The organism is Streptomyces sp. NPDC030893 (assembly GCF_055571535.1).
In genome coordinates this window covers 38849-64516 of the sequence record NZ_JBVIFC010000015.1, presented here as the reverse complement: position 1 = coordinate 64516, position 25668 = coordinate 38849, and the positions used below count along the sequence as shown (strand labels likewise).

The 25668-nt window shown below is 72.3% G+C and carries 26 protein-coding genes, 1 tRNA gene and 1 pseudogene; 14 read left to right on the top strand and 14 right to left on the bottom strand.

What is annotated here, in order from left to right; genetic code table 11:
* The first annotated feature begins 160 nt into the window (after positions 1-160).
* Positions 161-934: an SDR family oxidoreductase gene (locus ACZ434_RS25495; RefSeq protein ID WP_468459673.1), complete on the top strand. Its 774-nt coding sequence runs from the start codon at positions 161-163 to the stop codon at positions 932-934.
* 197 nt (positions 935-1131) lie between these two features.
* A complete protein-coding gene (locus tag ACZ434_RS25490) occupies positions 1132-1725 on the top strand; it encodes a TetR/AcrR family transcriptional regulator (protein ID WP_468459671.1) in 594 nt (197 codons plus the stop codon).
* Here the strand turns inward: ACZ434_RS25490 and ACZ434_RS25485 are convergent.
* The gene (locus ACZ434_RS25485; RefSeq protein ID WP_468459669.1) at positions 1664-2605 is read right to left on the bottom strand and encodes a LysR family transcriptional regulator; all 942 of its coding nucleotides are present in this window, start codon (positions 2603-2605) and stop codon (positions 1664-1666) included. The genes ACZ434_RS25490 and ACZ434_RS25485 overlap by 62 nt on opposite strands.
* 74 nt (positions 2606-2679) lie before the next feature.
* Here ACZ434_RS25485 and ACZ434_RS25480 point away from each other — a divergent pair, with 74 nt between their 5' ends.
* On the top strand, positions 2680-2826 hold the full coding sequence (locus ACZ434_RS25480) for a hypothetical protein (protein WP_468459666.1): 147 nt from the start codon (positions 2680-2682) through the stop codon (positions 2824-2826).
* Between the two features lie 26 nt (positions 2827-2852).
* Here ACZ434_RS25480 and ACZ434_RS25475 read toward each other — a convergent pair whose 3' ends face one another.
* Together ACZ434_RS25475 and ACZ434_RS25470 are read right to left on the bottom strand one after the other, a co-directional pair.
* Positions 2853-4067, bottom strand: coding sequence for an acyl-CoA dehydrogenase family protein (locus tag ACZ434_RS25475; protein WP_468459664.1), 1215 nt, complete (start codon positions 4065-4067; stop codon positions 2853-2855).
* 6 nt (positions 4068-4073) lie between these two features.
* Positions 4074-5096, bottom strand: a complete 1023-nt coding sequence (locus tag ACZ434_RS25470; RefSeq protein WP_468459662.1) for a phosphotransferase family protein — start codon at positions 5094-5096, stop codon at positions 4074-4076.
* A 197-nt stretch (positions 5097-5293) separates the two neighbouring features.
* Between ACZ434_RS25470 and ACZ434_RS25465 the strand changes: the two genes are divergently transcribed.
* Positions 5294-6223, top strand: coding sequence for an NADP-dependent oxidoreductase (locus tag ACZ434_RS25465; RefSeq protein ID WP_468459660.1), 930 nt, complete (start codon positions 5294-5296; stop codon positions 6221-6223).
* A gap of 137 nt (positions 6224-6360) precedes the next feature.
* On the opposite strand, the gene ACZ434_RS25460 is transcribed toward ACZ434_RS25465, so the two are convergent.
* The 3 genes from ACZ434_RS25460 to ACZ434_RS25450 are packed head-to-tail and all read right to left on the bottom strand — an operon-like array spanning position 6361 to position 7671.
* On the bottom strand, positions 6361-6696 hold the full coding sequence (locus tag ACZ434_RS25460; RefSeq protein WP_468459658.1) for a DUF202 domain-containing protein: 336 nt from the start codon (positions 6694-6696) through the stop codon (positions 6361-6363).
* Entirely contained in the window at positions 6693-7085 is a 393-nt protein-coding gene (locus tag ACZ434_RS25455; RefSeq protein WP_468459656.1) for a YidH family protein, read from the bottom strand. Before ACZ434_RS25455 ends, ACZ434_RS25460 begins: the two co-directional genes overlap by 4 nt.
* Before the next feature lie 10 nt (positions 7086-7095).
* Entirely contained in the window at positions 7096-7671 is a 576-nt protein-coding gene (locus ACZ434_RS25450; RefSeq protein WP_468459654.1) for an NUDIX hydrolase, read from the bottom strand.
* 253 nt (positions 7672-7924) lie between these two features.
* On the opposite strand from ACZ434_RS25450, the gene ACZ434_RS25445 reads away from it, so the two are divergent.
* Together ACZ434_RS25445 and ACZ434_RS25440 are read left to right on the top strand one after the other, a co-directional pair.
* Complete coding sequence (locus ACZ434_RS25445) at positions 7925-8875, top strand: hypothetical protein (protein ID WP_468459652.1); 951 nt, start codon at positions 7925-7927, stop codon at positions 8873-8875.
* 66 nt (positions 8876-8941) lie between these two features.
* Entirely contained in the window at positions 8942-10483 is a 1542-nt protein-coding gene (locus tag ACZ434_RS25440; RefSeq protein ID WP_468459650.1) for an APC family permease, read from the top strand.
* Positions 10484-10575: 92 nt separating this feature from the next.
* On the opposite strand, the gene ACZ434_RS25435 is transcribed toward ACZ434_RS25440, so the two are convergent.
* Both ACZ434_RS25435 and ACZ434_RS25430 read right to left on the bottom strand, forming a co-directional pair.
* The gene (locus ACZ434_RS25435; RefSeq protein WP_468459648.1) at positions 10576-11973 is read right to left on the bottom strand and encodes a GntT/GntP/DsdX family permease; all 1398 of its coding nucleotides are present in this window, start codon (positions 11971-11973) and stop codon (positions 10576-10578) included.
* A gap of 61 nt (positions 11974-12034) precedes the next feature.
* On the bottom strand, positions 12035-12553 hold the full coding sequence (locus ACZ434_RS25430; RefSeq protein ID WP_468459646.1) for a gluconokinase: 519 nt from the start codon (positions 12551-12553) through the stop codon (positions 12035-12037).
* Positions 12554-12690: 137 nt separating this feature from the next.
* On the opposite strand from ACZ434_RS25430, the gene ACZ434_RS25425 reads away from it, so the two are divergent.
* Positions 12691-13392 (top strand): FadR/GntR family transcriptional regulator, encoded by a 702-nt coding sequence (locus ACZ434_RS25425; protein ID WP_468459644.1) that lies wholly within the window; start codon positions 12691-12693, stop codon positions 13390-13392.
* Between the two features lie 10 nt (positions 13393-13402).
* Here ACZ434_RS25425 and ACZ434_RS25420 read toward each other — a convergent pair whose 3' ends face one another.
* Entirely contained in the window at positions 13403-13777 is a 375-nt protein-coding gene (locus ACZ434_RS25420) for a YchJ family protein (protein ID WP_468459642.1), read from the bottom strand.
* Positions 13778-13842: 65 nt separating this feature from the next.
* Positions 13843-13927, bottom strand: a tRNA-Leu gene (locus ACZ434_RS25415).
* Positions 13928-14131: 204 nt separating this feature from the next.
* Between ACZ434_RS25415 and ACZ434_RS25410 the strand changes: the two genes are divergently transcribed.
* From ACZ434_RS25410 to ACZ434_RS25400, 3 genes are all read left to right on the top strand, one after another.
* Positions 14132-15457 (top strand): M20/M25/M40 family metallo-hydrolase, encoded by a 1326-nt coding sequence (locus tag ACZ434_RS25410; protein ID WP_468459640.1) that lies wholly within the window; start codon positions 14132-14134, stop codon positions 15455-15457.
* 152 nt (positions 15458-15609) lie between these two features.
* On the top strand, positions 15610-15843 hold the full coding sequence (chpH, locus tag ACZ434_RS25405) for a chaplin ChpH (protein ID WP_468459638.1): 234 nt from the start codon (positions 15610-15612) through the stop codon (positions 15841-15843).
* Between the two features lie 166 nt (positions 15844-16009).
* Positions 16010-16729: a chaplin gene (locus ACZ434_RS25400; protein ID WP_468459636.1), complete on the top strand. Its 720-nt coding sequence runs from the start codon at positions 16010-16012 to the stop codon at positions 16727-16729.
* Positions 16730-16802: 73 nt separating this feature from the next.
* Here ACZ434_RS25400 and ACZ434_RS25395 read toward each other — a convergent pair whose 3' ends face one another.
* Positions 16803-16991, bottom strand: coding sequence for a DUF5703 family protein (locus tag ACZ434_RS25395; protein ID WP_030225438.1), 189 nt, complete (start codon positions 16989-16991; stop codon positions 16803-16805).
* Between the two features lie 47 nt (positions 16992-17038).
* Between ACZ434_RS25395 and ACZ434_RS25390 the strand changes: the two genes are divergently transcribed.
* Positions 17039-17725: a hypothetical protein gene (locus ACZ434_RS25390; RefSeq protein ID WP_468459633.1), complete on the top strand. Its 687-nt coding sequence runs from the start codon at positions 17039-17041 to the stop codon at positions 17723-17725.
* Between the two features lie 1632 nt (positions 17726-19357).
* Here ACZ434_RS25390 and ACZ434_RS25385 read toward each other — a convergent pair.
* Both ACZ434_RS25385 and ACZ434_RS25380 read right to left on the bottom strand, forming a co-directional pair.
* Positions 19358-19603, bottom strand: a pseudogene (locus tag ACZ434_RS25385) (helix-hairpin-helix domain-containing protein); the annotation flags it as partial.
* 356 nt (positions 19604-19959) lie between these two features.
* Entirely contained in the window at positions 19960-20946 is a 987-nt protein-coding gene (locus ACZ434_RS25380; RefSeq protein ID WP_468459631.1) for an aldo/keto reductase, read from the bottom strand.
* A gap of 683 nt (positions 20947-21629) precedes the next feature.
* Between ACZ434_RS25380 and ACZ434_RS25375 the strand changes: the two genes are divergently transcribed.
* Both ACZ434_RS25375 and ACZ434_RS25370 read left to right on the top strand, forming a co-directional pair.
* Entirely contained in the window at positions 21630-22685 is a 1056-nt protein-coding gene (locus tag ACZ434_RS25375) for an LLM class F420-dependent oxidoreductase (RefSeq protein WP_468459629.1), read from the top strand.
* 243 nt (positions 22686-22928) lie between these two features.
* On the top strand, positions 22929-23717 hold the full coding sequence (locus ACZ434_RS25370; protein ID WP_468459627.1) for a ferritin-like domain-containing protein: 789 nt from the start codon (positions 22929-22931) through the stop codon (positions 23715-23717).
* Between the two features lie 84 nt (positions 23718-23801).
* On the opposite strand, the gene ACZ434_RS25365 is transcribed toward ACZ434_RS25370, so the two are convergent.
* Positions 23802-24794 (bottom strand): magnesium and cobalt transport protein CorA, encoded by a 993-nt coding sequence (locus tag ACZ434_RS25365; RefSeq protein WP_468459625.1) that lies wholly within the window; start codon positions 24792-24794, stop codon positions 23802-23804.
* An 87-nt stretch (positions 24795-24881) separates the two neighbouring features.
* Between ACZ434_RS25365 and ACZ434_RS25360 the strand changes: the two genes are divergently transcribed.
* The gene (locus ACZ434_RS25360) at positions 24882-25568 is read left to right on the top strand and encodes a histidine phosphatase family protein (RefSeq protein WP_468459623.1); all 687 of its coding nucleotides are present in this window, start codon (positions 24882-24884) and stop codon (positions 25566-25568) included.
* Positions 25569-25668: the final 100 nt, after the last annotated feature.

Below are 25668 nucleotides of genomic sequence, written 5' to 3'. Positions count from 1 at the left end.
TCCGTGATCGCGGCGGGTGTCATGCCCACGCACGCTAGCGCGCCCGACCGGCCCGGGGAACGAACCGGACCGACCCCGCGCCGAAGACCTCTTCCACCCGGCATACCGACCGGTTAGTCTGGCGGCCGGAAGTCGCTGGGAGCCGCGTCGAAGGAGTCCGATGGTGCAAGCCGTGCAGGGTGCGAAGGTGGTCGTCACGGGAGCCGGGGGCGGCATCGGAGCGGCGCTCGCCCGCCGCTTCGCCGCACAGGGCGCCCAGGTCGTCGTCAACGACCTGGACGCCGGCCGGGCGAAGGCCGTGGCCGCGGAGATCGACGGGATCGCCGTCCCGGGCGACGCCTCCTCGATCGTCGCCGAGGCCCGCGAGGCGCTCGGCGGGACGGTCGACGTCTACTGCGCCAACGCCGGCGTCGGCCGCGACGGCGGGAGCCCCGGAGAACCGCTCGACGAACAGGGCTGGGCCGTCTCCTGGGACGTCAACGTCATGGCGCACGTCCGCGCGGCGCACACCCTGCTGCCGGACTGGCTGGAGCGCGGCAGCGGGCGCTTCGTCTCCACCGTCTCCGCCGCCGGACTGCTCACCATGATCGGCACGGCCCCCTACAGCGTCACCAAGCACGGCGCCTACGCCTTCGCCGAGTGGCTGTCCCTCACGTACAGCCACCGCGGGGTGAAGGTCCACGCGATCTGCCCGCAGGGCGTACGCACCGACATGCTCGACGCCAGCGGCAGCGCGGGCGACCTGGTCCTCAAGCCGACCGCGATCGAACCGGACGACGTCGCCGACGCCCTCTTCCGCGGCATCGAGGAGGACCGCTTCCTGATCCTCCCGCACCCCGAGGTCGCCGAGTACTACCGGGCCCGCGCCACCGAACCCGACCGCTGGCTCTCCGGCATGAACCGCCTCCAGCAGCACTGGGAGGCCACCGGCTGACGGGCCGCCCCGGCGCCGGACCGGACCCGGTCGTGCCCGCCGCGCGCCACGGCGGAAGACCGGCCGCCCGCGCGGAACCCCGCCGGGCGGGGTCCCTGCCGTACACGCCGGGGGCGGACAGTGGGAAGATCCCCCGTCGGGAAAAACGTTCCCGACCCACGACGACCGACAGCGACACGGAAAGGCGGGTGGCGGCAGTGCCCAGGACGACGGACGGTGACGGAACTCCCGTGCCGCGGCGGCTCCTGGCCGCCGCCACCCGGCTCTTCGCCGAGCAGGGCTACGACCGCACATCGGTGCAGGAGATCGTCGAGGCGGCCGGCGTCACCAAAGGGGCGCTGTACCACTACTTCGGCTCCAAGGACGACCTGCTGCACGAGGTGTACGCACGCGTGCTGCGCCTCCAGCAGGAACGCCTGGACCACTTCGCGGACGCCGACGAGCCGATCGAGAAGCGGCTGCGCGGCGCCGCGGCCGACGTCGTCGTCACCACGATCGAGAACCTCGACGACGCGTCGATCTTCTTCCGCTCCATGCACCACCTGAGCCCGGAGAAGAACAAGCAGGTGCGCGCCGAGCGCCGCCGCTACCACGAACGCTTCCGCGCGCTGGTCGAGGAGGGCCAGCGGGAGGGCGTCTTCTCCACGGCCACCCCGGCCGATCTCGTCGTCGACTACCACTTCGGCTCCGTGCACCACCTGTCGACCTGGTACCGCCCCGACGGCCCGCTCAGCCCCCAGGAGGTCGCCGGTCACCTGGCCGACCTGCTGCTGCGCGCGCTGCGTCCCTGAACGGCGCGCGGCGGCCCATGAGGTGATCGAGCAGGGCGGCCGCCGCCGGGTTGCGCGGCCGGGACCCGCGCCCGGCCAGCACCACCGTGCGCCCCGGCTCCGGCTGCGGGACCGTGACGCACGGCAGCCCTGCCCGTTCACCGAGCGGCCGGGGCACGAACGCGACCCCGATCCCGGCCCGCACCAGGTCCACCAGCAGCCCCGCCTGGGTGACGTCACAGGTGATCCGGCGCCGCAGCCCCCAGTGGGCGGCCAGCCGCCGCACGGCCGTCTCCAGCCCCGTCCCCGCGCGGAAGTCCACGAACGGCTCCCCGGCGAGATCCGTCACACGTGCGTGCTCCGCCCCGGCCAGCCGGTGCCCCGGCGCGGTGATCAGCACCAGCTCCTCGTGCCAGGTCGCGTGCACCGCCAGCCCCTCCGGCAGCTCCCGCGCGTCCGGCGCGAGATACGCCAGGTCCAGCTCGCCCGCCCGCAGCGCCTCGGTCAGATCGTCCACCGGCGCGTCCCGTACGGAGACCTGGACGCCCGGGAACCCCTGGTGGAAGGCGGACAGCTCACCCGGCAGATCGACGCAGGTCAGCGTCTGGATGGTGCCGATGGCCACCCGGCCGGTGTCCAGCCCGGCCACCGCCGCCACCGCCTCCCGCGCGGACCGCGCGCCGGCCAGCAGCGCCCGCGCCTGCGGCAGCAGCGCCCGCCCCGCCTCGGTGAGCACCACCCGCCGGCCGGTGCGGTCGAACAGGTCGGCGCCCAGTTCCCGTTCCAGATTGCGGACCGAGGAACTGAGCGCCGACTGCACGATCAGCTCGGCACGCGCGGCGGCGGTGAAACTGCCCTCGGTGACGACCGCCATGAAATGGCGCAGCTGACGGAGCTCCATCCATCGATTCTAGTGACCGGTGCCAGCGAAACCATCTGTTGGACCGCTGGACGGCCGGAACCGATGCTGAGGGCATGGATCTTCCGAGAGCGCTGTGGACCACGGCCTACTCCCCGCACGCCCCCACCGCGCCCCGCCTGCTGGCCCGCCGGCTCCTGCGCGTGCGTGACTTCCTGCGCGCGCTGGCGCTGACGGACCACACCCCCTCCGGCGGCTACTGACGGCCGCCGGACCGACGGCCGCCCCTCTACAGGTACTTCTTCAGCTCCCGCCGCGCCAGCGACCGCTGGTGCACCTCGTCGGGCCCGTCGGCGATCATCAGCGTGCGGGCACCGGCGTACAGCTCGGCCAGCGGGAAGTCCTGGCTGACCCCGCCCGCGCCGTACAGCTGGATCGCCCGGTCGAGGATGCCGACGACCGTGCGCGGGGTGGCGATCTTGATGGCCTGGATCTCGGTGTGGGCGCCCCGGTTGCCCACGGTGTCCATCATCCAGGCGGTCTTCAGCACCAGCAGCCGCACCTGCTCGACCGCCACCCGCGCGTCGGCGATCCAGTTCTGCACCACACCCTGCTGCGCCAGCGCCTTGCCGAAGGCGTCCCGGGACACCGCGCGGCGGCACATCAGCTCGATCGCCCGCTCGGCCATGCCGATCAGCCGCATGCAGTGGTGGATCCGGCCGGGACCGAGCCGGGCCTGCGCGATGGCGAACCCGCCGCCCTCCTCACCGATCAGGTTCGCCGCCGGCACGCGCGCGTGGTCGAAGACCACCTCGGCGTGCCCGCCGTGGTAGTGGTCCTCGTACCCGAACACCTGCATCGCGCGGGTGATCGTGACCCCCGGGGTGTCGCGCGGGACCAGCACCATGGACTGCTGACGGCGGATGTCCGCCCCGTCCGGGTCGGTCTTGCCCATCACGATGAAGATCTGGCAGTCCGGGTGCATCGCCCCGGAGATGTACCACTTGCGGCCGGTGATGACGTACTCGTCACCGTCCCGCTCGATGTGCGTGGTGATGTTGGTGGCGTCCGAGGAGGCCACGTCCGGCTCGGTCATCGCGAACGCGGAGCGGATCTCACCGGCCAGCAGCGGCTGGAGCCACTGCTTCCTGTGCGCCTCGTCGCCGAACTGTGCCAGCACCTCCATGTTCCCGGTGTCCGGCGCCGCGCAGTTGGTCACCGTCGGAGCGATCTGCGGGGAGCGGCCCATGATCTCCGCCAGCGGGGCGTACTGGAGGTTGGTGAGGCCGGCGCCGTACTCGGAGTCGGGCAGGAACAGGTTCCACAGCCCCTGACGGCGGGCCTCGGCCTTCAGCTCCTCCAGGACGGGGACGTTCTCCCACGGCGAGTCCAGTCCGGCACGCTGCTCGTGCACGACCTGCTCGGCCGGGTAGACGTACTCGTCCATGAAGGCGAGGAGCCTGGCCCGCAGTTCCTCGGTGCGCGCGTCGAACGCGAAGTCCATGTCTGGTCAGCCTTCCTGAAGAGTGGTCAGACCGTGCTCGATGAAGACCGGGACCAGATCGCCGATGCGGTCGAAACCGCGCCCGACCGTCTGGCCCAGCGTGTAGCGGTAGTGGATGCCCTCCAGGATCACGGCGAGCTTGAACCAGGCGAACGCCGTGTACCAGGACACCGCGGAGACATCGCGCCCCGACCGCGCGGCGTACCGCTCGATCAGCTCGGCCGGATCGGGGTGCCCGGGGGCCTCGGCGGTCGTGGAGACGGGGGAGTCCGGCGTGCCCAGCGGCATGCTGTACATCACCAGCAGCCCGAGGTCGGTCAGCGGGTCGCCCAGGGTGGACATCTCCCAGTCGAGGACCGCCTTGATCCTGTCGTCCTCGCCGATCAGCGCGTTGTCCAGGCGGTAGTCGCCGTGCACCACCGTCGGCGCGGGGGAGCCGGGCAGTTCGCGCCCGAGGGCGGCGTGCAGCTCGTCGATCCCGGCCAGCTCCCGGTTGCGGGAGGCGTCCAGCTGCTTGCCCCAGCGCCGCAACTGCCGGTCCAGGAAGCCCTCGGGACGGCCGAAGTCGGCCAGTCCCACCTCGCCGGGATCGACGGAGTGCAGTTCGACGAGCGTGTCCACCAGGTTCAGCACGGCGTCCCGGGTGCGCCCGGGGCCGAGCGCGGCGAGCTGTCCGGCCGTGCGGTACGGGGTGCCCTCGACGAACTCCATGACGTAGAAGGGCGCCCCCAGCACCTCCTCGTCCTCGCACAGCAGGACCGGGCGCGGCACCGGCACGGCGGTCGGGTGCAGGGCGCTGATCACCCGGTGCTCGCGCTTCATGTCGTGCGCGGTGGCCAGGACATGGCCGAGCGGGGGACGCCGTACGACCCACCGCGCGTGGCCGTCCGAGAGCGCGTACGTGAGGTTCGACCTGCCGCCCTCGATCAGCCGGCCGGACAGCGGGCCGTTCACCAGGCCGGGCCGCTCCTTTTCGAGCAGGCCGCGCAGCCGGTCGAGATCGAGTCCGGGCGGGTGGTCGGGGCTCATCGTCGCTCCTCCGGGCAGGAAACAGTACCCGCCCATGATGCCGACCGGTCGGTATGCCGTCCAGAGCGGCGACGAAACGTGATCGGGCCCACGATAGGCGCCTCCGGCACGCGCCACCCGTCCCGTACGCCACGCGGATGGCGTATATCAGGTCATCCGGCTTGCACGACGAGCGCGGACCCCGGAGGGTCGGACCCATGAAGGCGATCAGCTACGCACGGTACGGCGGCCCCGAGGTGCTGGAGCTCGGGGAGGTCGACGATCCCAAGGTCGGTCCCGACACGGTGCTGGTGAAGGTGCGGGCGGCGGCCGTCAACCCGGTCGACTGGAAGTGCCGCGAGGGCTACCTCGACGCGGTCCTCCCGGCCGTCTTCCCGGTGGTCCCGGGCTGGGACGTCTCGGGCGTGGTCGTCCAGCCGGGCCCGGCGGTCCCGGAGTTCTCCGCCGGCGACGAGGTGATCGGATACGTGCGCGAGGACGTCCTCTCCCGGGGCACCCTCGCCGAGTACGTGGCCGCCCCGGTGCGCACCCTCGCGCGCAAGCCGGGCTCCCTCACCTTCGAGGAGGCGGCCGGCCTGCCCCTCGCGGGCCTGACCGCGTATCAGGTGCTGCACCGCGTCCTCGAGGTCAAGCGGGGCGAGACGCTCCTGGTGCACGCCGCGGCCGGCGGGGTCGGCTCCGTCGCCGTCCAGCTCGCCGCGCACCTCGGCGCCCGCGTCATCGGCACGGCGAGCGAGCACAACCACGACTACGTACGAGGGCTGGGCGGGGAGCCGGTGAGCTACGGCGAAGGTCTGGCCGAGCGGGTACGGGGCCTGGCCCCCGAGGGCGTGGACGCGGTGTTCGACTCGGTGGGCGGCGACGCCCTGAAGGCCTCCGCGAACCTCCTCGCCCCCGAGGGCCGCCTTGCCTCGATCGCCGACCCGGAGGTGGTGAACTTCGGCGGCCACTACTGGTTCGTCCGCCCCGATCCGCAGGACCTCCAGCACCTCTCCGACCTGGCGGACCAGGGCGCGCTCACCGTCCACGTCTCGGAGACCTTCCCCCTCGACCGGGCCGCCGACGCCCACCGCCTGAACCAGGAGGGCCGGACAAGGGGCAAGATCGTGGTGAGGGTGAGCCAATAAGCCCGTCCGGCGTTTGAGGACGAGGCCCGAAGGGCCGAAAGGGGGGTCCGGGGGCGCAGCCCCAGGGACGGGACGGGAAGGGGCGGCGGGGGCGAAAACCCTCCGCAGCAACGGCCCCCCCCACCTCACCCCCCACCTCATCCCACCCCGACCAGCACCGCCCCGCACCCGGCCAGGGCCACCGTACAGATCACCGCCCCGACCGCGTACGCCCGCGCAGGCGCCCCCGGCCGGCTCACCGCCGCCAGCCCCCGGATCCGCCGGTGCGCGATCCACAGGAACCAGAGCCACCAGCCACAGCACAGCGCGCACAGGACGACCCCCGCCGCCGACACTCCGCCCGTCAGCGCCGCCCTCACCGCCAGCACGACCACTACCGTGCTCGACAGCGTCGTACGCCGCCACGCCAGCCGAGTCCGCTCCGGCTGCAGCCCGGGATCCCGCGCGCTCGCGTCCGCGGCCGCCCCGCTCACCCCGCCCACCCGAAGAGCACCACCACGACCATCGCCACGGCCACCACCGTGACCACCATGCTCAGCAGCGCCGGGAACCGCGACACCGGCAGATCCTCGCCCCGCCGCATCGCCCGCTCGCACCGCACCCAGTGATTGACCGCCCGCAGCGCACACAGGGCACCCGCCGCGAGCAGCGCGAGCGCGAGTCCGACCCGCCACCCCCACCGCAGATCCGGCAGGAACTGGTCCACGGCGAACCCGCCGCCGATCAGCGCGAGCGCGGTACGCAGCCAGGCGAGGAACGTCCGCTCGTTCGCCAGCGAGAACCGGTAGTCGGGTGTCGTGCCCTCCCGCCGCACATCCGCCGGCGCGAACCACAACCGGACGTTCCGCGCAAAATCGATCACGCCGCAGACCCTACCCACCAGCCGGACCGCCCGGACCGCCCTGACCGCCCGGACCTCTTGAACCCCCCGGTCCGCCCGCCCGCCACGCCCGCAGCCGCCGGTACGCCTCCAGCCCGTCCGGCACCCACTCCCACGCGCCCTCACCCAGCCGCCGCTCCACCTCCGCCTCCGTCAGGAAGCCGTACCAGGCCACCTCCTCGGCCTGCGGCCGCACCGGAAGCTCGCAGCGCACCTGGTACACCGCCGACCACCAGCTTCCGCCCGCCCCGCCGTCGTACAGGAACGTGAACAGGTGCTCGGGGCGCGGCAGTCCGCTCACCCCCAGCTCCTCCTCGGCCTCCCGCAGCGCCGCCTCGTCATAGCTCTCGCCCGCGCCGACGACCCCGCCGACGAACAGGTCGTACAGCGAGGGAAAGACCTGTTTGGCCGCCGTGCGGCGGTGGACGAAGATCCGCCCGCCGGTGTCCCGGACCAGGACGAAGGCGCACCGGTGGCGCAGCCCCCGCGCGTAGGCCTCACCGCGCGACGACCGCCCGACCACCCGGTCGTGCTCGTCGACGATGTCGATGATCTCGTCAGCACTCATACGGTCATCCAAGCAGTGCGCCGCCCGCCGCCGGCCATGCGGCGCTCACGGCGCGCCCAGCCACCGGAGTAACACAAGTTGCTTGTTCGTGACCGGAGTTGACGCGTGTAACGCACCGGGTGGCCTTGACGTGATCAGTGGGCTGACGCTTTGCTGTCTGTGATCAGCTCATGGCAGTCGGCAGCCGACCACTGCCGCACCGACCGCCCGCCGTGAGCCGAGCCACAAGAAGAGCGCGTGAGGAAGTTCCGCGGTGTCCCCACCCCCGCCTCCCCTCGGCCGTGCCCGCAAACGTGCGGCACAGGCCTTCGACGAGGCTCTCGACGACGCCGAACTCGCCGCCGCGCGGGCCGCGCTGGCGCAGGGCCGATGGCAGACCACCCGCTCACTGCTCGGCCGTACGGGGGACGACTGGGACCGCCGGGGCCACCGGATCACGGTGCTCGCCCGGGAGCCGTACTGTGCCGCCTGGGCCCGTGAGTGGCTGCTTGCCGAGCCCGGCTCCGCCGACGCCTCCCTGCTGCTCGCCCTCGCCCAGGTACGGCGCGCGCTGCACGGCAAGGAGAAACCCGCCCGCGCCAGCGAGGCCTGCCACCGGGCCGCGGAACTGCGGCCCCCCGACCCCACCCCGTGGCTCGGACTGCTCCTGCTGGAGAGCGCCCGGGGCGCGGACGGTGACGTGGTCCGGATCTTCGAACAGGTCCGCACCCGGTACGCGGACCACCACCACGCCCACCACCTGGTGGTCGGCTGGCTCGCCGAGCGGCGCGTGGAGGCCGGCCCGGACCCGCTGCACGAGGTGTACGACTTCGCCAACTGGGCCGCCGAACAGGCACCCGCCGACTCCCCGCTGGCGATCCTGCCGGTCATCGCGCACGCCGAGCGCTACCGCACCCTGGCCGCCGCCGGGCACGAACCCGCCGATCCGGTCGCCTCCGGACACTGGGTCGGCCGCCGCGCCCGGCAGGTGATGAAGGCCGCCTTCGACTGGTGGCTGGAGTGGGAGCACGAGGACCATCCGCGGCGGCTGGTCGACCTGAACTTCCTCGCCCACGCCAAGGTCTGCGAGGGCCGGGGCGCCGAGGCCGCCGCCCTCTTCCACCGCATCGGCGACCACGCCACACCGACCCCCTGGTCCTACCCCGACCGCGACCCCCTGACCGCCTTCCGCACCGCCCGCGCCGCCGCCCTGGGCACGGCCTGACCCCGCCCGCCACCCGCACCCCTCGCACCCCGCCGCAACCACCACCGACCCAAGGACGGTCTAGAGATGACGACGGACAGTTCGAGCAAGAGCAGAGCAACAGCCGACGGCATCAGTACGTTCAAGGGGCAGGAGCGCGCCCTGCGCGCCGACCGCCTCGGCACCGGGGGCCTGCTGCTCTCCGTGCTCGCCGCGACCGCCCCCCTCATGGTGGTCGCGGGTGTCATGCCCACCACATTCGCGGTGATGGGCATCGTCGGCCAGCCGCTGCTCTTCGTGGTCCTCGGCGCCGTGCTGGTCCTCTTCAGCCTCGGCTACGCCGAGATGAGCCGGCACGTCCACAACGCGGGCGCCTTCTACGCGTACATCTCCCGCGGGCTCGGCGGCACCGCCGGCGCGGGCGCCGCCATGGTCGCCCTCGTCGCCTACAACTCCCTCCAGGTCGGCATCTACGGCATCTTCGGCTTCGAGGTCTCCGGCCTCTTCGCCACCTACGCCGACATCGAGATCGCCTGGTGGATACCCTCGCTCGTGGCCGTCCTGGCCGTCGGCGCCCTGGGCTGGCTGAAGATCGACGTCAACGCGCGCGTCCTCGGCGTACTGCTGGTCATCGAGGTCCTGCTGGTCGTCGTCTTCGACATCGCCGCCATCGCCGACCCCGGCAAGGAGGGCCTGTCGCTGCACGCCTTCAACCCGGACACGCTCACCGGCGCCGGCGTCGGCACCGCCCTGTGCTTCTGCATCGCGGCCTTCCTCGGCTTCGAACAGGCCCCCGTGTACGCCGAGGAGACCAGCAAGCCGCACGAGGTCGTACCGCGCGTGATGTTCCTGGCCGTCGCCGGCGTCGCCGTCTTCTTCGCCATCAGCAGCTGGGCGCTCACCGTCGCCACCGGCCCCTCCGGGATCATCGGCACCTCCCAGGAGCAGAGCGCGGGCCTGCTGTTCTTCCTCACCGAGGAACGGCTCGGCGGCACCTTCACCGACGTCCTGCACATCCTCTTCGTGACCGGCATGTTCGCGGCGATGCTCAGCTTCCACAACGTCGTCGCCCGGTACGCGTTCGCCATGGGCCGCGAGGGCCTGCTGCCCGCCGCCTTCGGCCGCACCACCGGCGCCAGCGGCGCCCCCGGCACCGGCTCCCTGCTCCAGACCGTCATCGCCGCCGTGCTGGTCCTCGTCTTCGCGTTCACCGACGACAAGCCCACAGGCGACCCGACCGCGCCCGTCCTGCACCTGTTCACCTGGGGCGGCAACATCGGCGCGCTCGGCGTGATCGTGCTGATGGCCATCGCCTCCCTGTCCGTCGTCGTCTTCTTCGTCCGGCGCGGAGCCGCCGGCGCGCAGGCCTGGCGGCTGGTCACCTCGGCGCTGGCGGGCATCGCCCTGGTGGTGATCGCCGGCTACACCGTCAAGGACTTCGACGTACTGGTCGGGGCCGGCCCCGACTCCGCCCTGAGCTGGATCCTGCCCGGCGTCATCGGGCTCGCCCTCGTCGTCGGCCTGGTCCAGGGGGCGGTGCTGCGCACCCGAGCCCCCGAGACGCACGCCCGCATCGGACTCGGCAACGAGGCGTTCCGGCTCGACCAGGAGGCCGAGCGGACCTCGTAGACCCTGAGCCCGGCGCCCGCGAACGCGGAACGGCCCGCCCGCCCCTCGTCGCGACGAGGGGCGGGCGGGCCGCGGGCAGCCGGGGAACCCGGCTAGATGATCAGCGACAGCAGCAGGACCAGCGCACCGGCCACCACCGAGATGATCGTCTCCATGATCGACCAGGTCTTGATCGTCTGGCCGACGTTCAGCCCGAAGTACTCCTTCACCAGCCAGAAGCCGGCGTCGTTGACATGGCTGAAGAACAGCGAACCGGCACCGATGGCCAGCACCAGCAGGGCGGCGTGCGTGGTCGACATGTCGGCCGCGAGCGGCGCCACCAGACCGGCCGCCGAGACGGTCGCCACGGTCGCCGAACCGGTCGCCAGCCGGATCGCCACCGCGATCAGCCAGGCCAGCAGCAGCGCCGGGATGGACCAGTCCTTGGAGATGTCCAGGATCATCTGGCCCACACCGGTGTCGATCAGCGTCTGCTTGAAGCCGCCGCCCGCACCGACGATCAGCAGGATGCCCGCGATCGGCGCGAGCGACTTCTCGACGATGGAGGAGATCCGCTCCCGGCTGAAGCCGGCTGGCATCCCCAGGGTGAAGATGCCGACCAGCACGGCCGCGAGCAGGGCGATCAGCGGCGACCCGATCACGTCGAACACGCGCTGCACGGAGTTCTCCGTGTCGTCGATGACGATGTCGACCAGCGCCTTGGCCAGCATCAGCACGACCGGCAGCAGGATCGTGGCCAGCGTCGCCCCGAAGCCGGGACGCTTCTCCAGGTCCTCCGAGGGACGCTGCGGGATCATCCCCTCCGGCGCCGGGACGTCCACCCAGCGGGCGGCGTACTTGGAGAACAGCGGACCGGCGATGACCACCGTCGGTATGGCGATCAGCACGCCCAGCGCCAGCGTCACACCGAGGTTGGCGTCGACGGCGTCGATCGCGACCAGCGGGCCGGGGTGCGGCGGCACCAGACCGTGCATCACGGACAGACCGGCGAGCGCCGGGATGCCGATGCGCATCAGGGAGTAGTTGCCGCGCTTGGCGACCATCAGCACCACCGGGATCAGCAGCACCACGCCGACCTCGAAGAACAGCGGCAGACCGATGACCGAGGCGATCAGCACCATCGCCCACGGCATCGCACGGCCGCTCGCCCGCGCGAGGATGGTGTCGACGATCTGGTCGGCGCCGCCCGAGTCGGCGAGCATCTTGCCGAGGATCGCCCCGAGGGCGATCAGGACGCCGACACCGGCGACGGTGGAGCCGAGTCCGGCACTGAAGCTGGTGATCACCTCGTCCAGCGGCGCCCCGGCGAACGCGCCGAGCGCCAGCGACCCGATGGTCAGGGACAGGAAGGCGTGCAGCTTGAACTTGGTGATGAGCAGGACGATGACGGCGATGCCCGCCAGGACGGCGATGCCCAGCTGAGCGTGGCCGGCCGAGGTGATCGCCTCGGGTGCGTCCGCTGCCAGCATCTCGACACTGAGTCTGGTCACGGTGGTTCCCTTGTGTGTACGGGGGTGGGGAGGGGGAGCCCGGGGACGGGGGAGCAGGGACCTACGGGGTGGCCCGCGGGAGGTCCTCGAGGGCGGCGGCCACCCGCGCGGTGATCTCCTCGGGGCTGCCCGTCACGTCCACGGCGACCCCGGCCTCGTCGGGCTCCAGCGGCTGGAGCGTGGCGAACTGGGAGTCGAGCAGTGCCGTGGGCATGAAGTGCCCCTGCCGGTGCGACATCCGGTCCTCGATGAGCGAGCGGTCGCCGGTGAGGTGCACGAAGACCACGCCGGGCGCGGCGGCCCGCAGCCGGTCGCGGTACGACCGCTTCAGCGCCGAGCAGCTGACCACCCCGCCCCGGCCCGCACGCCCGTGCGCCCAGTCGCCGATGGCGTCCAGCCAGGGCCACCGGTCGTCGTCGGTGAGCGGGGTACCGGCCGTCATCTTGTCGATGTTGGCCTTCGGGTGGAAGTCGTCGCCCTCGGCGTAGGGAACGTCGGACCGGGCCGCGAGCAAGGAACCGATGGTCGTCTTGCCGGTGCCCGCGACGCCCATGATGACGACGACATGGGGGGTGTTCATCGCTGCCTCACCGTCTGCTGTCTCCGTTGACACGTGATGTCGACGTAACTGAAGCGCATTAGATACGACGAATTCAAGAGTGTGTGATGTATAAGTCTGACTTTTTCTTCGCGTGATCCGCCCCGTACTCTGAGTGCATGAGCACCACGGGCCGAGGGCTGCACGGTCGGGTACTGGACACCCTCGGCCCCGAGATCACCGCAGGCGACTACCCGCCGGGCAGTGTGCTGCGCACCGACGAGCTCGCCCAGCGCTTCGACGTGTCACGTTCCGTGATGCGCGAGGTGGTCCGGGTCCTGGAGTCCATGCACCTGGTCGAGTCCCGGCGCCGCGTCGGCGTGACGGTCCTGCCGGCCTGCGAGTGGAACGTGTACGACCCCCAGGTCATCCGCTGGCGCCTGACCGGCGCGGACCGGCCCCGGCAACTGCGCTCGCTCACCGTCCTGCGCTCCGCGATCGAACCGGTGGCGGCGGCCCTGGCCGCGCGCAACGCCACGGCGGAGCAGTGCGCCGAACTCACCGAGTGCGCCCTCGGCATGGTCGCCCACTCACGCGGTCACAAGCTGGAGGGATACCTCTTCCACGACGTGGCCTTCCACCGCGTGATCCTGACCGCCTCCGGCAACGAGATGTTCGCCCGCCTCGGCGACGTCGTCGCCGAGGTCCTGACCGGACGCACCCACCACGACGTGATGTTCGAGGACCCCGACCCGGCGGCCGTCACCCTGCATGTCCGGCTCGCCGAGGCGGTCCGCGCCCGCGACGCCGCCCGCGCGGAGCGCCTCACCCGCGAGATCACCGAGGGCGCCCTCCAGGAACTGGACATCCTGGCGCCCTGACGCGGCCGCGCTAGCCGAGGAACTCCCCGTCCACGTACACCCACACCCCGCCGGCCCGCTCGAACCGGCTGCGCTCGTGCAGCGAGCCGCCCCGGTAGGAGGCCCGGAAGGTCACCGTCCCGGTGGAGTGGAACGCGGACCCGGCCTCGGTGTCCAGGATCTCCAGCCCGGTCCAGCGCATCCCGGGGTCGAGGTCGAGCCGCTCCGGCCGCGTCCCCGGATGCCACGTGCGCAGCAGATACGCGCCGTCCCGCCGCACGAACGCGCAGTACCGCGACCGCATCAGCCGCTCGGCGGTGGGCGCGGCGGCGGAACCCGTGTGGAAACGCCCGCAGCAGGCCTCGTACGCCTCGGGAAGCCCGCAGGGGCAGGAACGCGCGGTCATGGTCACCCTCCGCCGACAACGCCGTGAGGGCCGCGACCTCGCGGTCGCGGCCCTCACGCTTCATGTGTCCGAGGGGGGACTTGAACCCCCACGCCCGATAAAGGGCACTAGCACCTCAAGCTAGCGCGTCTGCCATTCCGCCACCCGGACAAGGTGTCTGTCGCGCGGGTTTCCCCCCGCGGCGACGAAGTAAACATTACCAGGTGTTCCGGGGTGGCCGATCACCCCCGCGCCGTCGCGTCGTCGTGCCGAACGGCGGGCGACGGGCCGGGCCGGGTCTTGGGGCCCGCCCGCCGGGGAGGGAGGATGAGGGCAGGACCGACCAGCCGGAACACCAGCAGCGGGAGGAAGCACGTGAGCGAGACGGGCACGGCCAAGGGCGTCACCGGTGAGGACGAGGTCGTGGACCTCTGCCGCGAGCTGATCCGGATCGACACCAGCAACTACGGCGACCACTCGGGCCCCGGCGAGCGCAGGGCGGCCGAGTACGTCGCGGAGAAGCTCGCCGAGGTGGGCCTGGAGCCGAAGATCTTCGAGTCGCACCCGGGGCGCGCCTCCACCGTGGCGCGGATCGAGGGCGAGGACCCGTCCCGGCCCGCGCTGCTCATCCACGGCCACACCGACGTCGTACCGGCCAACGCGGACGACTGGACCCACCACCCGTTCTCCGGCGAGATCGCCGACGGATGCGTGTGGGGGCGCGGGGCCGTCGACATGAAGGACATGGACGCGATGACCCTCGCGGTCGTCCGCGACCGGATGCGCAGCGGACGCAAACCCCCGCGCGACATCGTCCTCGCCTTCCTCGCGGACGAGGAGGCCGGCGGCACGTACGGAGCCAAACACCTGGTGCGCGAGCACCCCGAGCTGTTCGAGGGGGTCACCGAGGCGATCGGCGAGGTCGGCGGGTTCTCCTTCACCGTCAACGAGAAGCTGCGCCTCTACCTCGTCGAGACCGCCGAGAAGGGCATGCACTGGATGCGGCTCACCGTCGACGGCACCGCCGGGCACGGCTCGATGACCAACGACGACAACGCCATCACCGAACTGTGCGAGGCCGTCGCCCGCCTCGGCCGGCACAAGTGGCCGGTCAGGGTCACCAAGACCGTACGGGCCTTCCTGGACGAACTCTCCGACGCGCTCGGCACCGAGCTCGACCCGGAGAACATGGACGAGACCCTCGCCAAGCTCGGCGGCATCGCCCGCATGATCGGCACCACCCTGCGCAACTCGGCGGCGCCCACCATGCTCGGCGCCGGCTACAAGGTCAACGTCATCCCCGGCCAGGCCACCGCGCATGTCGACGGCCGCTTCCTGCCGGGCTACGAGGAGGAGTTCCTCGCCGACCTCGACCGGATCCTCGGCCCGCGCGTGCGGCGCGAGGACGTGCACTCCGACAAGGCCCTGGAGACCGACTTCGACGGCCGGCTCGTCGACGCCATGCAGACCGCCCTGCGCGCCGAGGACCCGATCGCCCGGGCCGTGCCGTACATGCTCTCCGGCGGCACCGACGCCAAGTCCTTCGACGACCTCGGCATCCGCTGCTTCGGTTTCGCGCCGCTGAAGCTGCCCCCGGAGCTGGACTTCGCGGGCATGTTCCACGGGGTCGACGAGCGGGTGCCGGTGGACGGCCTGAAGTTCGGTGTGCGCGTGCTCGACCGATTCCTGGACGCCTCCTGACCCGGTGGGCGGGTCGGCTCAATATTCGGGCAGGCGTGCGGAGTTGCCCGGGAAGAGTGAATGCGACCATAAGCTCGTAGCCTGATTACTTCCTCCTCGTTACCCGTGATGTGATCCGCGACTTTGGATCGCTTTGCCAACAAGGAGGAACAATGCTCAAGAAGGTCGTCGCCGTCGCCGCTGCCACCGGTGGTCTGGTTCTCGCGGGCGCGGGCATGGCCGCCGCCGACTCGGGCGCCCAGGGTGCCGCCGTGCACTCCCCGGGTGTCCTTTCCGGCAACGTCGTCCAGGCTCCGATCCACATCCCGGTGAACGCCTGCGGCAACACGATCTCCGTGATCGGCCTGCTGAACCCGGCCTTCGGCAACACCTGCGTCAACGCGTGACGTTGTGTCTCGCCCCCTAGGGCATGCCCGCTGAGGGTTTGAGCCCGTCGGCCCCGGAGCGCGCGCCATGCGCTCCGGGGCCGACGGGTCTCGGAATACGTCGGAACACCGGCAATCGGGGGAGCACCGATTCCCGGGACCAGGTTCGAAAGCAGGAATTCATCACATGCGACAGGTCACCCGCAAGGGCCTGATGACCATGGCGGCCGCCACGGGAGTGCTCGCCGCCGCGGGCGGGGCCGCCCACGCCCACTCCGGCGCGACGGGCGCCGCCACCGGATCACCCGGCGTACTGTCCGGCAACACGGTGCAGGCGCCGGTGCACGCGCCGGTCAACGTCTGCGGCAACACCGTCGACGTCGCCGGCGTCCTCAACCCGTCCGTCGGCAACTCCTGCGCCAACGAGGGCGGCGCCTCCGCGTCGGACGACCACGGCGGCTCGGGCCACCACGGCGGCTCGGACGCCGACGCCCGTACGGGCGACTCGCCCGGCGTGGGCTCCGGCAACCAGGTCCAGGCCCCGGTGCACATCCCGGTGAACGTCTGCGGCAACAGCGTCGACGTCCTCGGCGCGGGCAACGCGACCGAGGGCAACGGCTGCGCCAACGGCGACTCCGTTCCCGAGACGCCGGAACAGCCCGGCGACCCGGGCAGCCCCGAGCAGCCGGAGATCCCCGGGGACGAGCCGGAGACCCCCGGCGACCGGACCCCGCCCGGCTCCCCGGACGGAAACCGGCCGGACACCCAGACCGTCACCCAGCCCCGGGCCGACGCACAGCTGGCCGAGACCGGCAGCGACCTCCCGATGGGCCTCGTCCTCCCGGTCGGCGCGGGCGCCCTGCTCGCCGGCGCGGTCCTCTACCGCAAGGCCCGCAGCGCCGCGTGACATCCCCCACACGACGGAGCGGGCCCCGCGACCGCGGGGCCCGCTCCGTCGTGTGATTCCGGCCGAGGCGAGCTCACCAGGTGGCGCGCACCTGGCGGATGATCCGCCGCCGCAGCCGCACCCTGCGGCTGCCGTCACGCATCAGCGTCAGGCGGTACAACTCCCAGTGACCGTACTCCGCGTGGTCCGTCAGCAGACGTGCCGTCTCCTTGCGGGAGACCCCGCGCGGCACGTACACGTCGGCGAATTCGTATTCCGGCATCGCATCTATTGTGCGGGCCGGGCCCCGGTACGGATAGCGTCTGCACTATGTCTGATGCTGCGCAGCCCACCGCTGCCGAGGTACGCGCCGCCGCCGAGGCGGTGAAGACCGCGCTCGACCGCCACCTGGCCGCGGTCGAAAGCAGGTCGGGGGATGAGGACCCGGCCGTCTACGAGGCGTTCAACGAGCTGGCCGCGGCCGCGGAGACGTACGACGAACTGCTCTACGACCGCTACGACGAGGTCACTCCCTTCGAGATCCCCGGTGCCGGGGACGCGCCGCCGTACACCGGCCCCGAGGAGCCGAGCGCGGTCAGCGTGCTGATCCGCCGCGACTACGCCGTCGCGGAACCCCAGCGGCTGCGCGCGCACGCCCAGCGGATCGAGGCGGCGGACGACGAGGGCTCGGAGGCCTCCGGCACCGTGCACGGCGCGCTCGGTCTGCTGTTCGGCGAGTTCGAGCCGGACGAGATCGCCTCCCGGCACAAGGAGTTCGGCCTGGAGGAGGGCGATTCCACGCTCTGGGTGACGGCATCGGACGAACCGGCGGAACCCGGCGAGTGGCTGGAGGCCCCGTTCGAACAGGTGGATCCGCAGCTGGTGGTCTGCCGCTTCGACGTCAGCGCCGTCTTCGACGACGACCTGGACGACGACAACGACGACGACCTGGAGGACGAGCCGGCCCTGGACCTCGACGAGGACGAGGACCTGGAACCACTCGACGCGGACCGCTGACCACACCCGCGTGGCGGCGGCACCCGACGGCTGCCGCCGCCACGCGCAGAGCCGTTACCGAAGCCCGCCTCCCGCACCCGTCCCCGCCGCACCGGGCGCATCCACGTCCCACGCCCGGCGCCGCGCAGGGAACCCCGGAACAAGCACCCGACACCGACCGCGGGGCGGACCACCGGACTCCACCACAGACAGGCCCTACCCGCCCGCGCCCGCCGGGACCTGCGGCGCCAGCAGTACGGGCAGCCGGGTCGTCCGCGGCTTGGCCGTCACCTCGGCCACGGCGCGCGGCAGAGCCTGCTCCACCCCGTGCACCACGGACAGATGCCGGTCGGCCCGGCCGAACGCCGTGTACACCCACGGCCGGCTCAGCGCCTGGACGGCGTCGCCGGGCAGCACCACGACCACCGCGGGCCACCGGCAGCCCACCGCCTGGTGCGCGGTGAGCGCCCAGCCGTGCCGCACGGACCGCTCCACCCGCTCCCTCGGTACGACGATCTCCTCGCCGCCGCACGCCAGGTGCAGCCCCTCGCCGTCGGCCTTCACCACGTGGCCCGGCAGCGTACGTCCCGGAGCGGGGGAGTAGGCGATCCGGTCACCCGGGTCGAACCCGCCGAACCGCCCCGGCCCCGGATTCAGCCGCTCCTTCAGGGCCGCGTTCAGCGCGCGCGTACCGACGGCACCCCCGTGCCCCGGGGTGATCACCTGCGTCTCCTCGGCCGGCACCCCGATCGCGCGCGGCACCGAGTCCACCACCAACTGCACGGTCCGGTGCACGGCCTCTCCCGCGTCCCGCACCGGCACGATCACGACCTCCTTGCCGGGCGCCGCCACCTGGTTCAGCTCGCCGACGCCGATGCCCGAGATCAGTTCGCCCAGGGGCCCCGGATCCGGCCGCCGGGAGGAGATCTGCGGGCATACCCGGGCCGCCAGCAGATCCGCGAAGACCCGTCCCGGCCCCGCCGACCACAGCACCCCGGGGTCGCCGGCCAGCACCAGCCGCGCCCCGTCCGGCAGGGACTCCGTCACCAGGGCGGCGGCCTCGACATCCAGCTGCGGGGCGTCGAGCACCACCAGCAGATCCACGTCCCAGGCTCCGTCGGCGTCCCGCCCCGGCCCCTCGGCGCCGGACAGCAGCCCGGCGACCGTCGCGACGCCGGGCCCGTCCACGAGCCCCGCGAACCGCGCACGCCCCAGCGGACTGTGCACAGCGGCCCAGGCCCGCAGCCCCAGGCCATGTGCCGCGTTCAGCAGCGCCGCGGGCTCCACCGACGAGGCAGCGCCGCCGGTGTGCAGCACCAGCCCGTGTCCGGCGACCGCACGGATCAGTTCACCGGCGGCCCCCTCCGAGGAGGCGGCCGCACGCTCCCAGTCCTCCGCCCCGCCCTGCGCGGGCACGGAGTTGACCAGCCGGGCGAGCCCGTCGGCGAGGCTCTCCTCGGCCATCGCGTACCGCTCGAGCCCGACCAGTACGTGAACCGGTTGCTCCTCGTCCTCCCCGGCCTCGCCGACGGCGTCCTGGAAGACCAGCACGTCCCCCTCCGAGATGGCGTCCTGCACGGCGCCCTCGGGCTCCGGCACCCCCTGCCGGCCCAGCGCGTCCGCCAGCGCGGCCATCTCCAGGACGGTGTGCCCGGCCGGCGCCGCCTGCTCCAGCAGCCACACGGCGATCGAACGGCCCCGCCGCGCGTCACCCGGGCCCGCCTCGGCGCCGAGCAGCGCACGCGCGAACCCGTCGGCCTGCTCCGGCCGCACCCCGGACACCCGCAGCAACTGCCAGGGGTCGGAGCGCAGCACCTCGGCGGCCCCCTCACCCAGCACGGCCGCGGCCTGCACGGCGAGCCCCTCGGGAGCACCCCCCTGGACCAGCACCGCCCGCACCCCCTCGACGGCGCCGGCGGCGGGAACATCCGCGGTCACGGCCGGTGCCCGTCGCACGGGCTCGGGGGCGGGCCGCCGCGGGGCGGGCCGGACCTCCTCGAACACGGTGGCGGCCGGCTTCTGCCCGCTCTCCACGGCCCGCACGGCGGCCAGCAGATCGGCCGCCGGACCACTCAGCTTGCCCCCGGCCTCGACCGGTCCCTGCTTCTCCGCCTTGCGCCGCTCGATGCGCTCCCGCTCAAGACGCTGCGCGGCGAGCTCGGCCTCGGCCTCGGAGACCTGCGCGCCCCCTTCGGCGGGCGTGCCGTCCGCGCTCCCCGGCTCGGCGTCCTCCGGCGTCTCGGGCGGCTCGGTGCTCACAGCGTGCTCCAGTCGTGATCGGGATAGCGGTGCACGGGCGCCGACACATCGTCCAGCGCCCGGCAGATCTCGTCAGGAAGACTAAGCGCCTCCACTGACAACGCCGCCGCGAGCTGCTGCGCGGTGCGCGCGCCGACGATGGGAGCGGCCACCCCGGGCCGGTCCCGGACCCAGGCGAGCGCCACCTGGAGCGCGGTCACGGCGAGTCCGTCCGCCGCCGTGGTCACGGCGTCCACGATCCGGCTCGCGGTGTCGTCCAGATACGGCGCGACGAACGGCGCGAGGTGCTCCGAGGCGCCCCGGGAGTCGGACGGGGTGGCGTCGCCCCGGTACTTGCCGCTGAGGACACCCCGCCCGAGCGGTGAGGACGGCAGCAGACCGATCCCGAGATCGAGCGCGGCGGGCAGCACCTCCCGCTCGACACCGCGCTGCAGCAGCGAGTACTCCATCTGCGTACTCGCCAGCCGCGTCCGCGCTCCGGGAGCGGCCAGCTGCCAGGTCGCGGCCTTGGCGAGCTGCCAGCCGCAGAAGTTGGAGACACCGGCGTAGCGCACCCGGCCGCTGCCGACGGCGATGTCGAGTGCCTGGAGTGTCTCGTCGAGCGGGGTGGCGGGGTCGTAGGCGTGGATGTGCCACACGTCGACGTAGTCGGTGCCGAGCCGGGCGAGCGAGGCGTCCAGGGCCGCGAGCAGGTGTCCCCGGGAGCCGTCGAAGCGGCGGTCCGGGTCGGGCACGCTGCCGGCCTTCGTCGAGATCACGAGGTCGCGGCGCGGTACGAGCCCCTCCATCAGCCTTCCGAGCAGGTACTCGGCCTCTCCGTCGCCGTACACGTCGGCGGTGTCGACGAGGGTGCCGCCGGCCTCCCAGAAGGTCTTCAGCAGGTCAGCCGCGTCGTGCTCGTCGGTGTCCCGACCCCAGGTCAGGGTCCCGAGCCCGATCCGGGACACGCGCAGGCCGGTACGGCCGAGATGCCTCTGCTCCATGAACGCCGAGATTACTGGCCGGGGGCGGGGGTGTGGGTTCCTGTGGACAACCGATTTCCGTGCCGGACGTTCGCTGTGCGCCGCGTTGGCGTGGGGCGGGGTTTGGCAACCGGTCGTTGGTGGGTGCCCGGTGTTGGTGTGGGGGCGGGGGGTGTTCGCGCAGCCCGGCGCTTACGGGGTGCCGTCGCGCCCACCCGTGCCGCCCCAGCGGCACGACTGCCCGCGGAGCGCGGAGGAGCGGCACGACTGCCCGCGGAGCGCGGAGGAGCGGCACGACTGCCCGCGGAGCGCGGAGAGCGGAGAGCGGAGAAGTGGCCGTGTGCTGCCCGCAGCCGCGTACGGCGGCCGGGGTGGACGGTGCGGTGCGGCAGTGGTCGCGGGCGGCGGGGAGGGGTCGGGGCGGGGGTGGCCGCCCGCAGCGACTGGCGCGTCCGCGCCCCGAACCCCTACCAGCCGGCCTATTCCGCGCCAGTCCGAGGACGGCCACCCCCGACCCGGCACCGACCCACCCACCCACCGCAGGCGCTACCCGCACCCCCACCGAAGGGACAGTGGCGCCGCAGGCATGAAGCCCGGACCCCCACCGGAGGGACAGTGGCGCCGCAGGCACAAGACCCGCACCCCCACCGGAGGTATAGGGTCTCCGCACAAGCGACGTTACTCATCGGTAAGGGGAGACGGCCATGCAGCTAGGGATCAACCTCGGCTACTGGGGCGCCGGAATGGACGCGGACAACCTCGCCGTGGCCCAGGAAGCCGACCGCCTCGGATACGCGGTCTGCTGGGCCGCGGAGGCCTACGGCTCCGACGCCGCCACGGTGCTCACCTGGGTCGCCGCCCAGACCCAGCGCATCGACGTCGGCTCCGCGATCTTCCAGATCCCCGCCCGCCAGCCCGCCATGACCGCGATGACCGCGGCCACCCTCGACTCCCTCTCCGGCGGCCGCTTCCGCCTCGGCCTCGGCGTCTCCGGCCCCCAGGTCTCCGAGGGCTGGTACGGCGTCAAGTTCGACAAGCCCCTCGCCCGCACCCGCGAGTACGTCGAGATCATCCGCAAGGCCATGACCCGCGAACGCCTCACCCACGACGGCGAACACTGGACCCTCCCCCTCCCCGGCGGCCCCGGCAAGCCGATCAAGCTCACCGTGCACCCGCACCGCGAGCACATCCCCCTCTACATCGCCGCGATCGGCCCGAAAAACCTCGAGCAGACCGGCGAGATCGCCGACGGCGCCCTGCTGATCTTCCCCTCCGCCGACCACTTGGAGGACACCGCCGTCAGGCATCTCCGCGCGGGCCGCGAGAAGGCCGGCAAGACCCTCGACGGCTTCGACATCTGCCCCACCGTCCCCCTCGCGGTCGGCGACGACAAGGACGTCACCACCCTCGCCGACACCTTCCGCCCCTACACCGCGCTGTACGTCGGCGGCATGGGCAGCCGCAAGCAGAACTTCTACAACCAGCTCGCCCAGCGCATGGGTTACGAGCGGGAGGCCGCCGAGATCCAGGACAAGTACCTGTCCGGCGACAAGCAGGCCGCGGCAGCGGCCGTCCCGCACGACCTGATCGACAAGACGACACTGCTCGGTTCCGTCGACCGCATCGCCGACCGCATGAAGGCCTACGCCGCCGCAGGGGTCACCACCCTCACCCTCGCCCCGGCCGGCTTCACGCTCGACGAGCGTCTCGCCTCCCTCCGCGCCGGCACCGAGGCACTGGAGCGCGCGGGCCTGGCCTGAGGCCGCCGGTCCACGGCCGTGGCGGGGGCTCGGGGGGTCCACCCCGCCACGGCCATCACCCACAACAACGCCCCGCCGCACCCGCGGTTACGCCCCACGCGTCCCTTCACGAACGCTCCACGTACACCTTTTGGCGGAGTTGTCCGACCTGCCTGTTGCCGCACCTGCCGCCGCGCACTTGACTCATTCTTTGCGGAACTGCACCGGCGCAGCACCGCGGAAGCCCGCGGAGAGGTGGACACCATGCTTTCGGCGAAGAGCCTGTTCCAGGAGATCCTCGACAACGACGAGTCGTTCGCGCTGTTCTGCTCGATCGCCGCCAGCGGCGAGTCACAGGGCGGCTGGGAGAACGCCCGCATCGCGGCGCTGGTCCCCGAGACCCAGCGCGACCTCGCCCCCAAGATCACCCGCCACGGTGCCGACGAGGACAAACACGGTCGCATCTTCCACGCGCTGATGAAGAAGCGCGGCCTGCAGCCCGTCCCGGTCCCCCCGGAGACCGACTACACGATGCTCCTGGAACAGAACGGCATCGGCCTGGCCCACGATCAGCTCACACGCGACGAGCCGCTCACCGTCCAGGACATCGTCACCTACCTCGCCCACAGCAGGGTCACCGAGCAGCGCGCCTCGGAGCAGATGGAACTGCTCCGCAAGCACTTCGCCGACCACCCCGACCTGGGCCGCGCGGTGAAGATGATCTCCAACGACGAGGACAACCACCTCGCCTACTGCCACGAGGAACTGCTGCGCCTCGCGTACGCCGGCCACGGCCGCGCCATCCAGCGCACCCTGCGCGAGTGCGCGCTGGCGGAGATCCGCGTCTACCGGGACGTCAGTCTGGCGGTGATGGCCCACATGGGCCGCATCCTGAACTGGCCCCGGCCCAAGGCGGCGGTCCTCGCGGCGGGCATCCGCGCGGTGTACGCGTACGAACGCCTGGCCGGCTGGCGCCGCATGGTCTCCCTCAGGATGCCCGACCGCCGCAACGCACTGGCCGGCCCGGCGACCCCGGAACCGGAAGTGGCCTGACCTCAGGCACCCCACCCCAGCCCGCCCTGCATTCACCCCTCCACCCCCACCCCGGCCCGCCCTCGTCCCCCCGCCCCAGCCGCCCTACATCCACCCCCGTCCCTTGAACGTCCGGTACAGCAGCACCTCCAGCACCCCCATCACCAGGATCACCACCGGATAGGACCACTCCCACCGCAGCTCCGGCATGTGCTCGAAGTTCATCCCGTAGACCCCCGCGAGCATCGTGGGAATCGCGGCCATGGCCGCCCAGGCGGAGATCTTCCGCATGTCGTCGTTCTGCCGCACGCTCATCTGCGCCAGATGCGCCGAGAGGATGTCCGAGACCAGCCGGTCCAGCCCTTCCACGGACTCGTTCACGCGCGTGAGGTGATCGTGCACGTCACGGAAGTAGGGCCGCGCCCCGTCCTCCACGAACGGCACCCTGCCGCCGTACGTGCCGGTCCCCGCCAGCCGCGCCATCGGCAGCGCCAGCGGCCCGGTGGCCCGGCGGAACTCCAGGATCTGCCGCTTGAAGTCGTAGATCCGGGAGGCGGTGTGCCGCGAACCGCCGTCGGGGGTGAAGACCTCGGCCTCCAGTTCCTCCAGGTCGGTCTGGAGTTCGGTCGCCACTTCCAGATAGTGGTCGACGACGGCGTCGGCGACCGCGTAGAGCACCGATGTCGCGCCCTCGCCCAGCAACTCGCGCTCCCGCTCCAGCCGGTCGCGGACCGCGGCCAGCGGGGCGCCCTCCCCGTGCCGTACGCTCACCGCGAACGAGTCACCGAGGAAGATCATGATCTCGCCGGAGGAGACGGCGTCGCTCCGCGGCTCGTAGACCACCGGTTTGAGGACCACGAAGAGCGAGTCGTCGTACACCTCGAGCTTGGGCCGCTGATGGGCCTTGAGGGCGTCCTCCACCGCCAGCGGATGCAGCGCGAACTCCTGCGCGACCAGGTCGAACTCCTCGGCGGATGGCTCGTGCAGCCCGATCCAGACGAAGCCCCCCGCCGACCGCGCCTCGTCCAGCGCGTCGGAGAAGTCGCGGGGCCCCTCCGACCGTTGTCCCTCCCGGTAGACGGCACAGTCGACGATCACGAAGTATCTTCCCCTCTCTCATCACGGACACCGCGGCGGTGTCACCTCACGGACACCGCGCCCACCCGTACGCCTACCCTGGGCCGCATGCCCACGTTGCTCCTGGTCCGGCACGGACGCTCCACCGCCAACACCGAGGGACTGCTCGCCGGCCGGACGCCGGGCGTGGCCCTCGACGACCGCGGGGCCGCGCAGGCCGCCGCACTGCCCGGACGGCTCGCCGGGCTGCCGCTGGCCGAGATCGTCACCAGCCCCCTCCAGCGCTGCCGGGAGACGATCCGGCCGCTGCTGGAGACACGTCCCGGCCTCACCCCGCACACCGACGACCGCATCGGAGAGTGCGATTACGGCGACTGGACGGGCCGCAAGCTCGCCGAGCTGAAGGACGAGCCGCTCATGGACGTCGTCCAGGCGCATCCGTCGGCGGCGGCCTTCCCGGGCGGGGAGTCCATGCGCGCGATGCAGACGCGCGCCGCGGAGGCGGTGCGCGAGTGGAACGCGCGTGTGGAGCGCGAGCACGGCGCCGACGCCGTCTACCTCATGTGCTCGCACGGCGACATCATCAAGTCTCTCGTCGCGGAGGCACTCGGACTTCATCTCGACCTCTTCCAGCGGATTGCCGTTGAACCGTGTTCCATCACCGCGATCCGTTACACACGGCTGCGCCCGTTCCTCGTCCGTCTCGGCGACACCGGGGACTTCGCGTCCCTGGTGCCGCGCGAGGAGGCGCCGGCCGACGACGCCACGGTCGGGGGTGACGCGGGCGCACCGTGATCGTCGGCCGCAGTAGGGTGAAGCGATCGCAGCAGTGCGTTCCCCTTGAACCGCCCGTGCACGGCCCGTCCCGTGCACAGCCCGCCCGTTCCCACGACTC

Coding starts and splice junctions, on each gene's coding strand:
- ACZ434_RS25360 (WP_468459623.1), top strand. CDS start 24,882: ATGCCCACGTTGCTCCTGGTCCGGCACGGACGCTCCACCGCCAACACC.
- ACZ434_RS25370 (WP_468459627.1), top strand. CDS start 22,929: ATGCTTTCGGCGAAGAGCCTGTTCCAGGAGATCCTCGACAACGACGAG.
- ACZ434_RS25485 (WP_468459669.1), bottom strand. CDS start 2,605: ATGGAGCTCCGTCAGCTGCGCCATTTCATGGCGGTCGTCACCGAGGGC.
- ACZ434_RS25495 (WP_468459673.1), top strand. CDS start 161: ATGGTGCAAGCCGTGCAGGGTGCGAAGGTGGTCGTCACGGGAGCCGGG.
- ACZ434_RS25400 (WP_468459636.1), top strand. CDS start 16,010: ATGCGACAGGTCACCCGCAAGGGCCTGATGACCATGGCGGCCGCCACG.
- ACZ434_RS25420 (WP_468459642.1), bottom strand. CDS start 13,777: ATGACCGCGCGTTCCTGCCCCTGCGGGCTTCCCGAGGCGTACGAGGCC.
- ACZ434_RS25425 (WP_468459644.1), top strand. CDS start 12,691: ATGAGCACCACGGGCCGAGGGCTGCACGGTCGGGTACTGGACACCCTC.
- ACZ434_RS25395 (WP_030225438.1), bottom strand. CDS start 16,991: ATGCCGGAATACGAATTCGCCGACGTGTACGTGCCGCGCGGGGTCTCC.
- ACZ434_RS25430 (WP_468459646.1), bottom strand. CDS start 12,553: ATGAACACCCCCCATGTCGTCGTCATCATGGGCGTCGCGGGCACCGGC.
- ACZ434_RS25450 (WP_468459654.1), bottom strand. CDS start 7,671: ATGAGTGCTGACGAGATCATCGACATCGTCGACGAGCACGACCGGGTG.
- ACZ434_RS25465 (WP_468459660.1), top strand. CDS start 5,294: ATGAAGGCGATCAGCTACGCACGGTACGGCGGCCCCGAGGTGCTGGAG.
- ACZ434_RS25470 (WP_468459662.1), bottom strand. CDS start 5,096: ATGAGCCCCGACCACCCGCCCGGACTCGATCTCGACCGGCTGCGCGGC.
- ACZ434_RS25380 (WP_468459631.1), bottom strand. CDS start 20,946: ATGGAGCAGAGGCATCTCGGCCGTACCGGCCTGCGCGTGTCCCGGATC.
- chpH (WP_468459638.1), top strand. CDS start 15,610: ATGCTCAAGAAGGTCGTCGCCGTCGCCGCTGCCACCGGTGGTCTGGTT.
- ACZ434_RS25475 (WP_468459664.1), bottom strand. CDS start 4,067: ATGGACTTCGCGTTCGACGCGCGCACCGAGGAACTGCGGGCCAGGCTC.
- ACZ434_RS25480 (WP_468459666.1), top strand. CDS start 2,680: ATGGATCTTCCGAGAGCGCTGTGGACCACGGCCTACTCCCCGCACGCC.
- ACZ434_RS25375 (WP_468459629.1), top strand. CDS start 21,630: ATGCAGCTAGGGATCAACCTCGGCTACTGGGGCGCCGGAATGGACGCG.
- ACZ434_RS25390 (WP_468459633.1), top strand. CDS start 17,039: ATGTCTGATGCTGCGCAGCCCACCGCTGCCGAGGTACGCGCCGCCGCC.
- ACZ434_RS25440 (WP_468459650.1), top strand. CDS start 8,942: ATGACGACGGACAGTTCGAGCAAGAGCAGAGCAACAGCCGACGGCATC.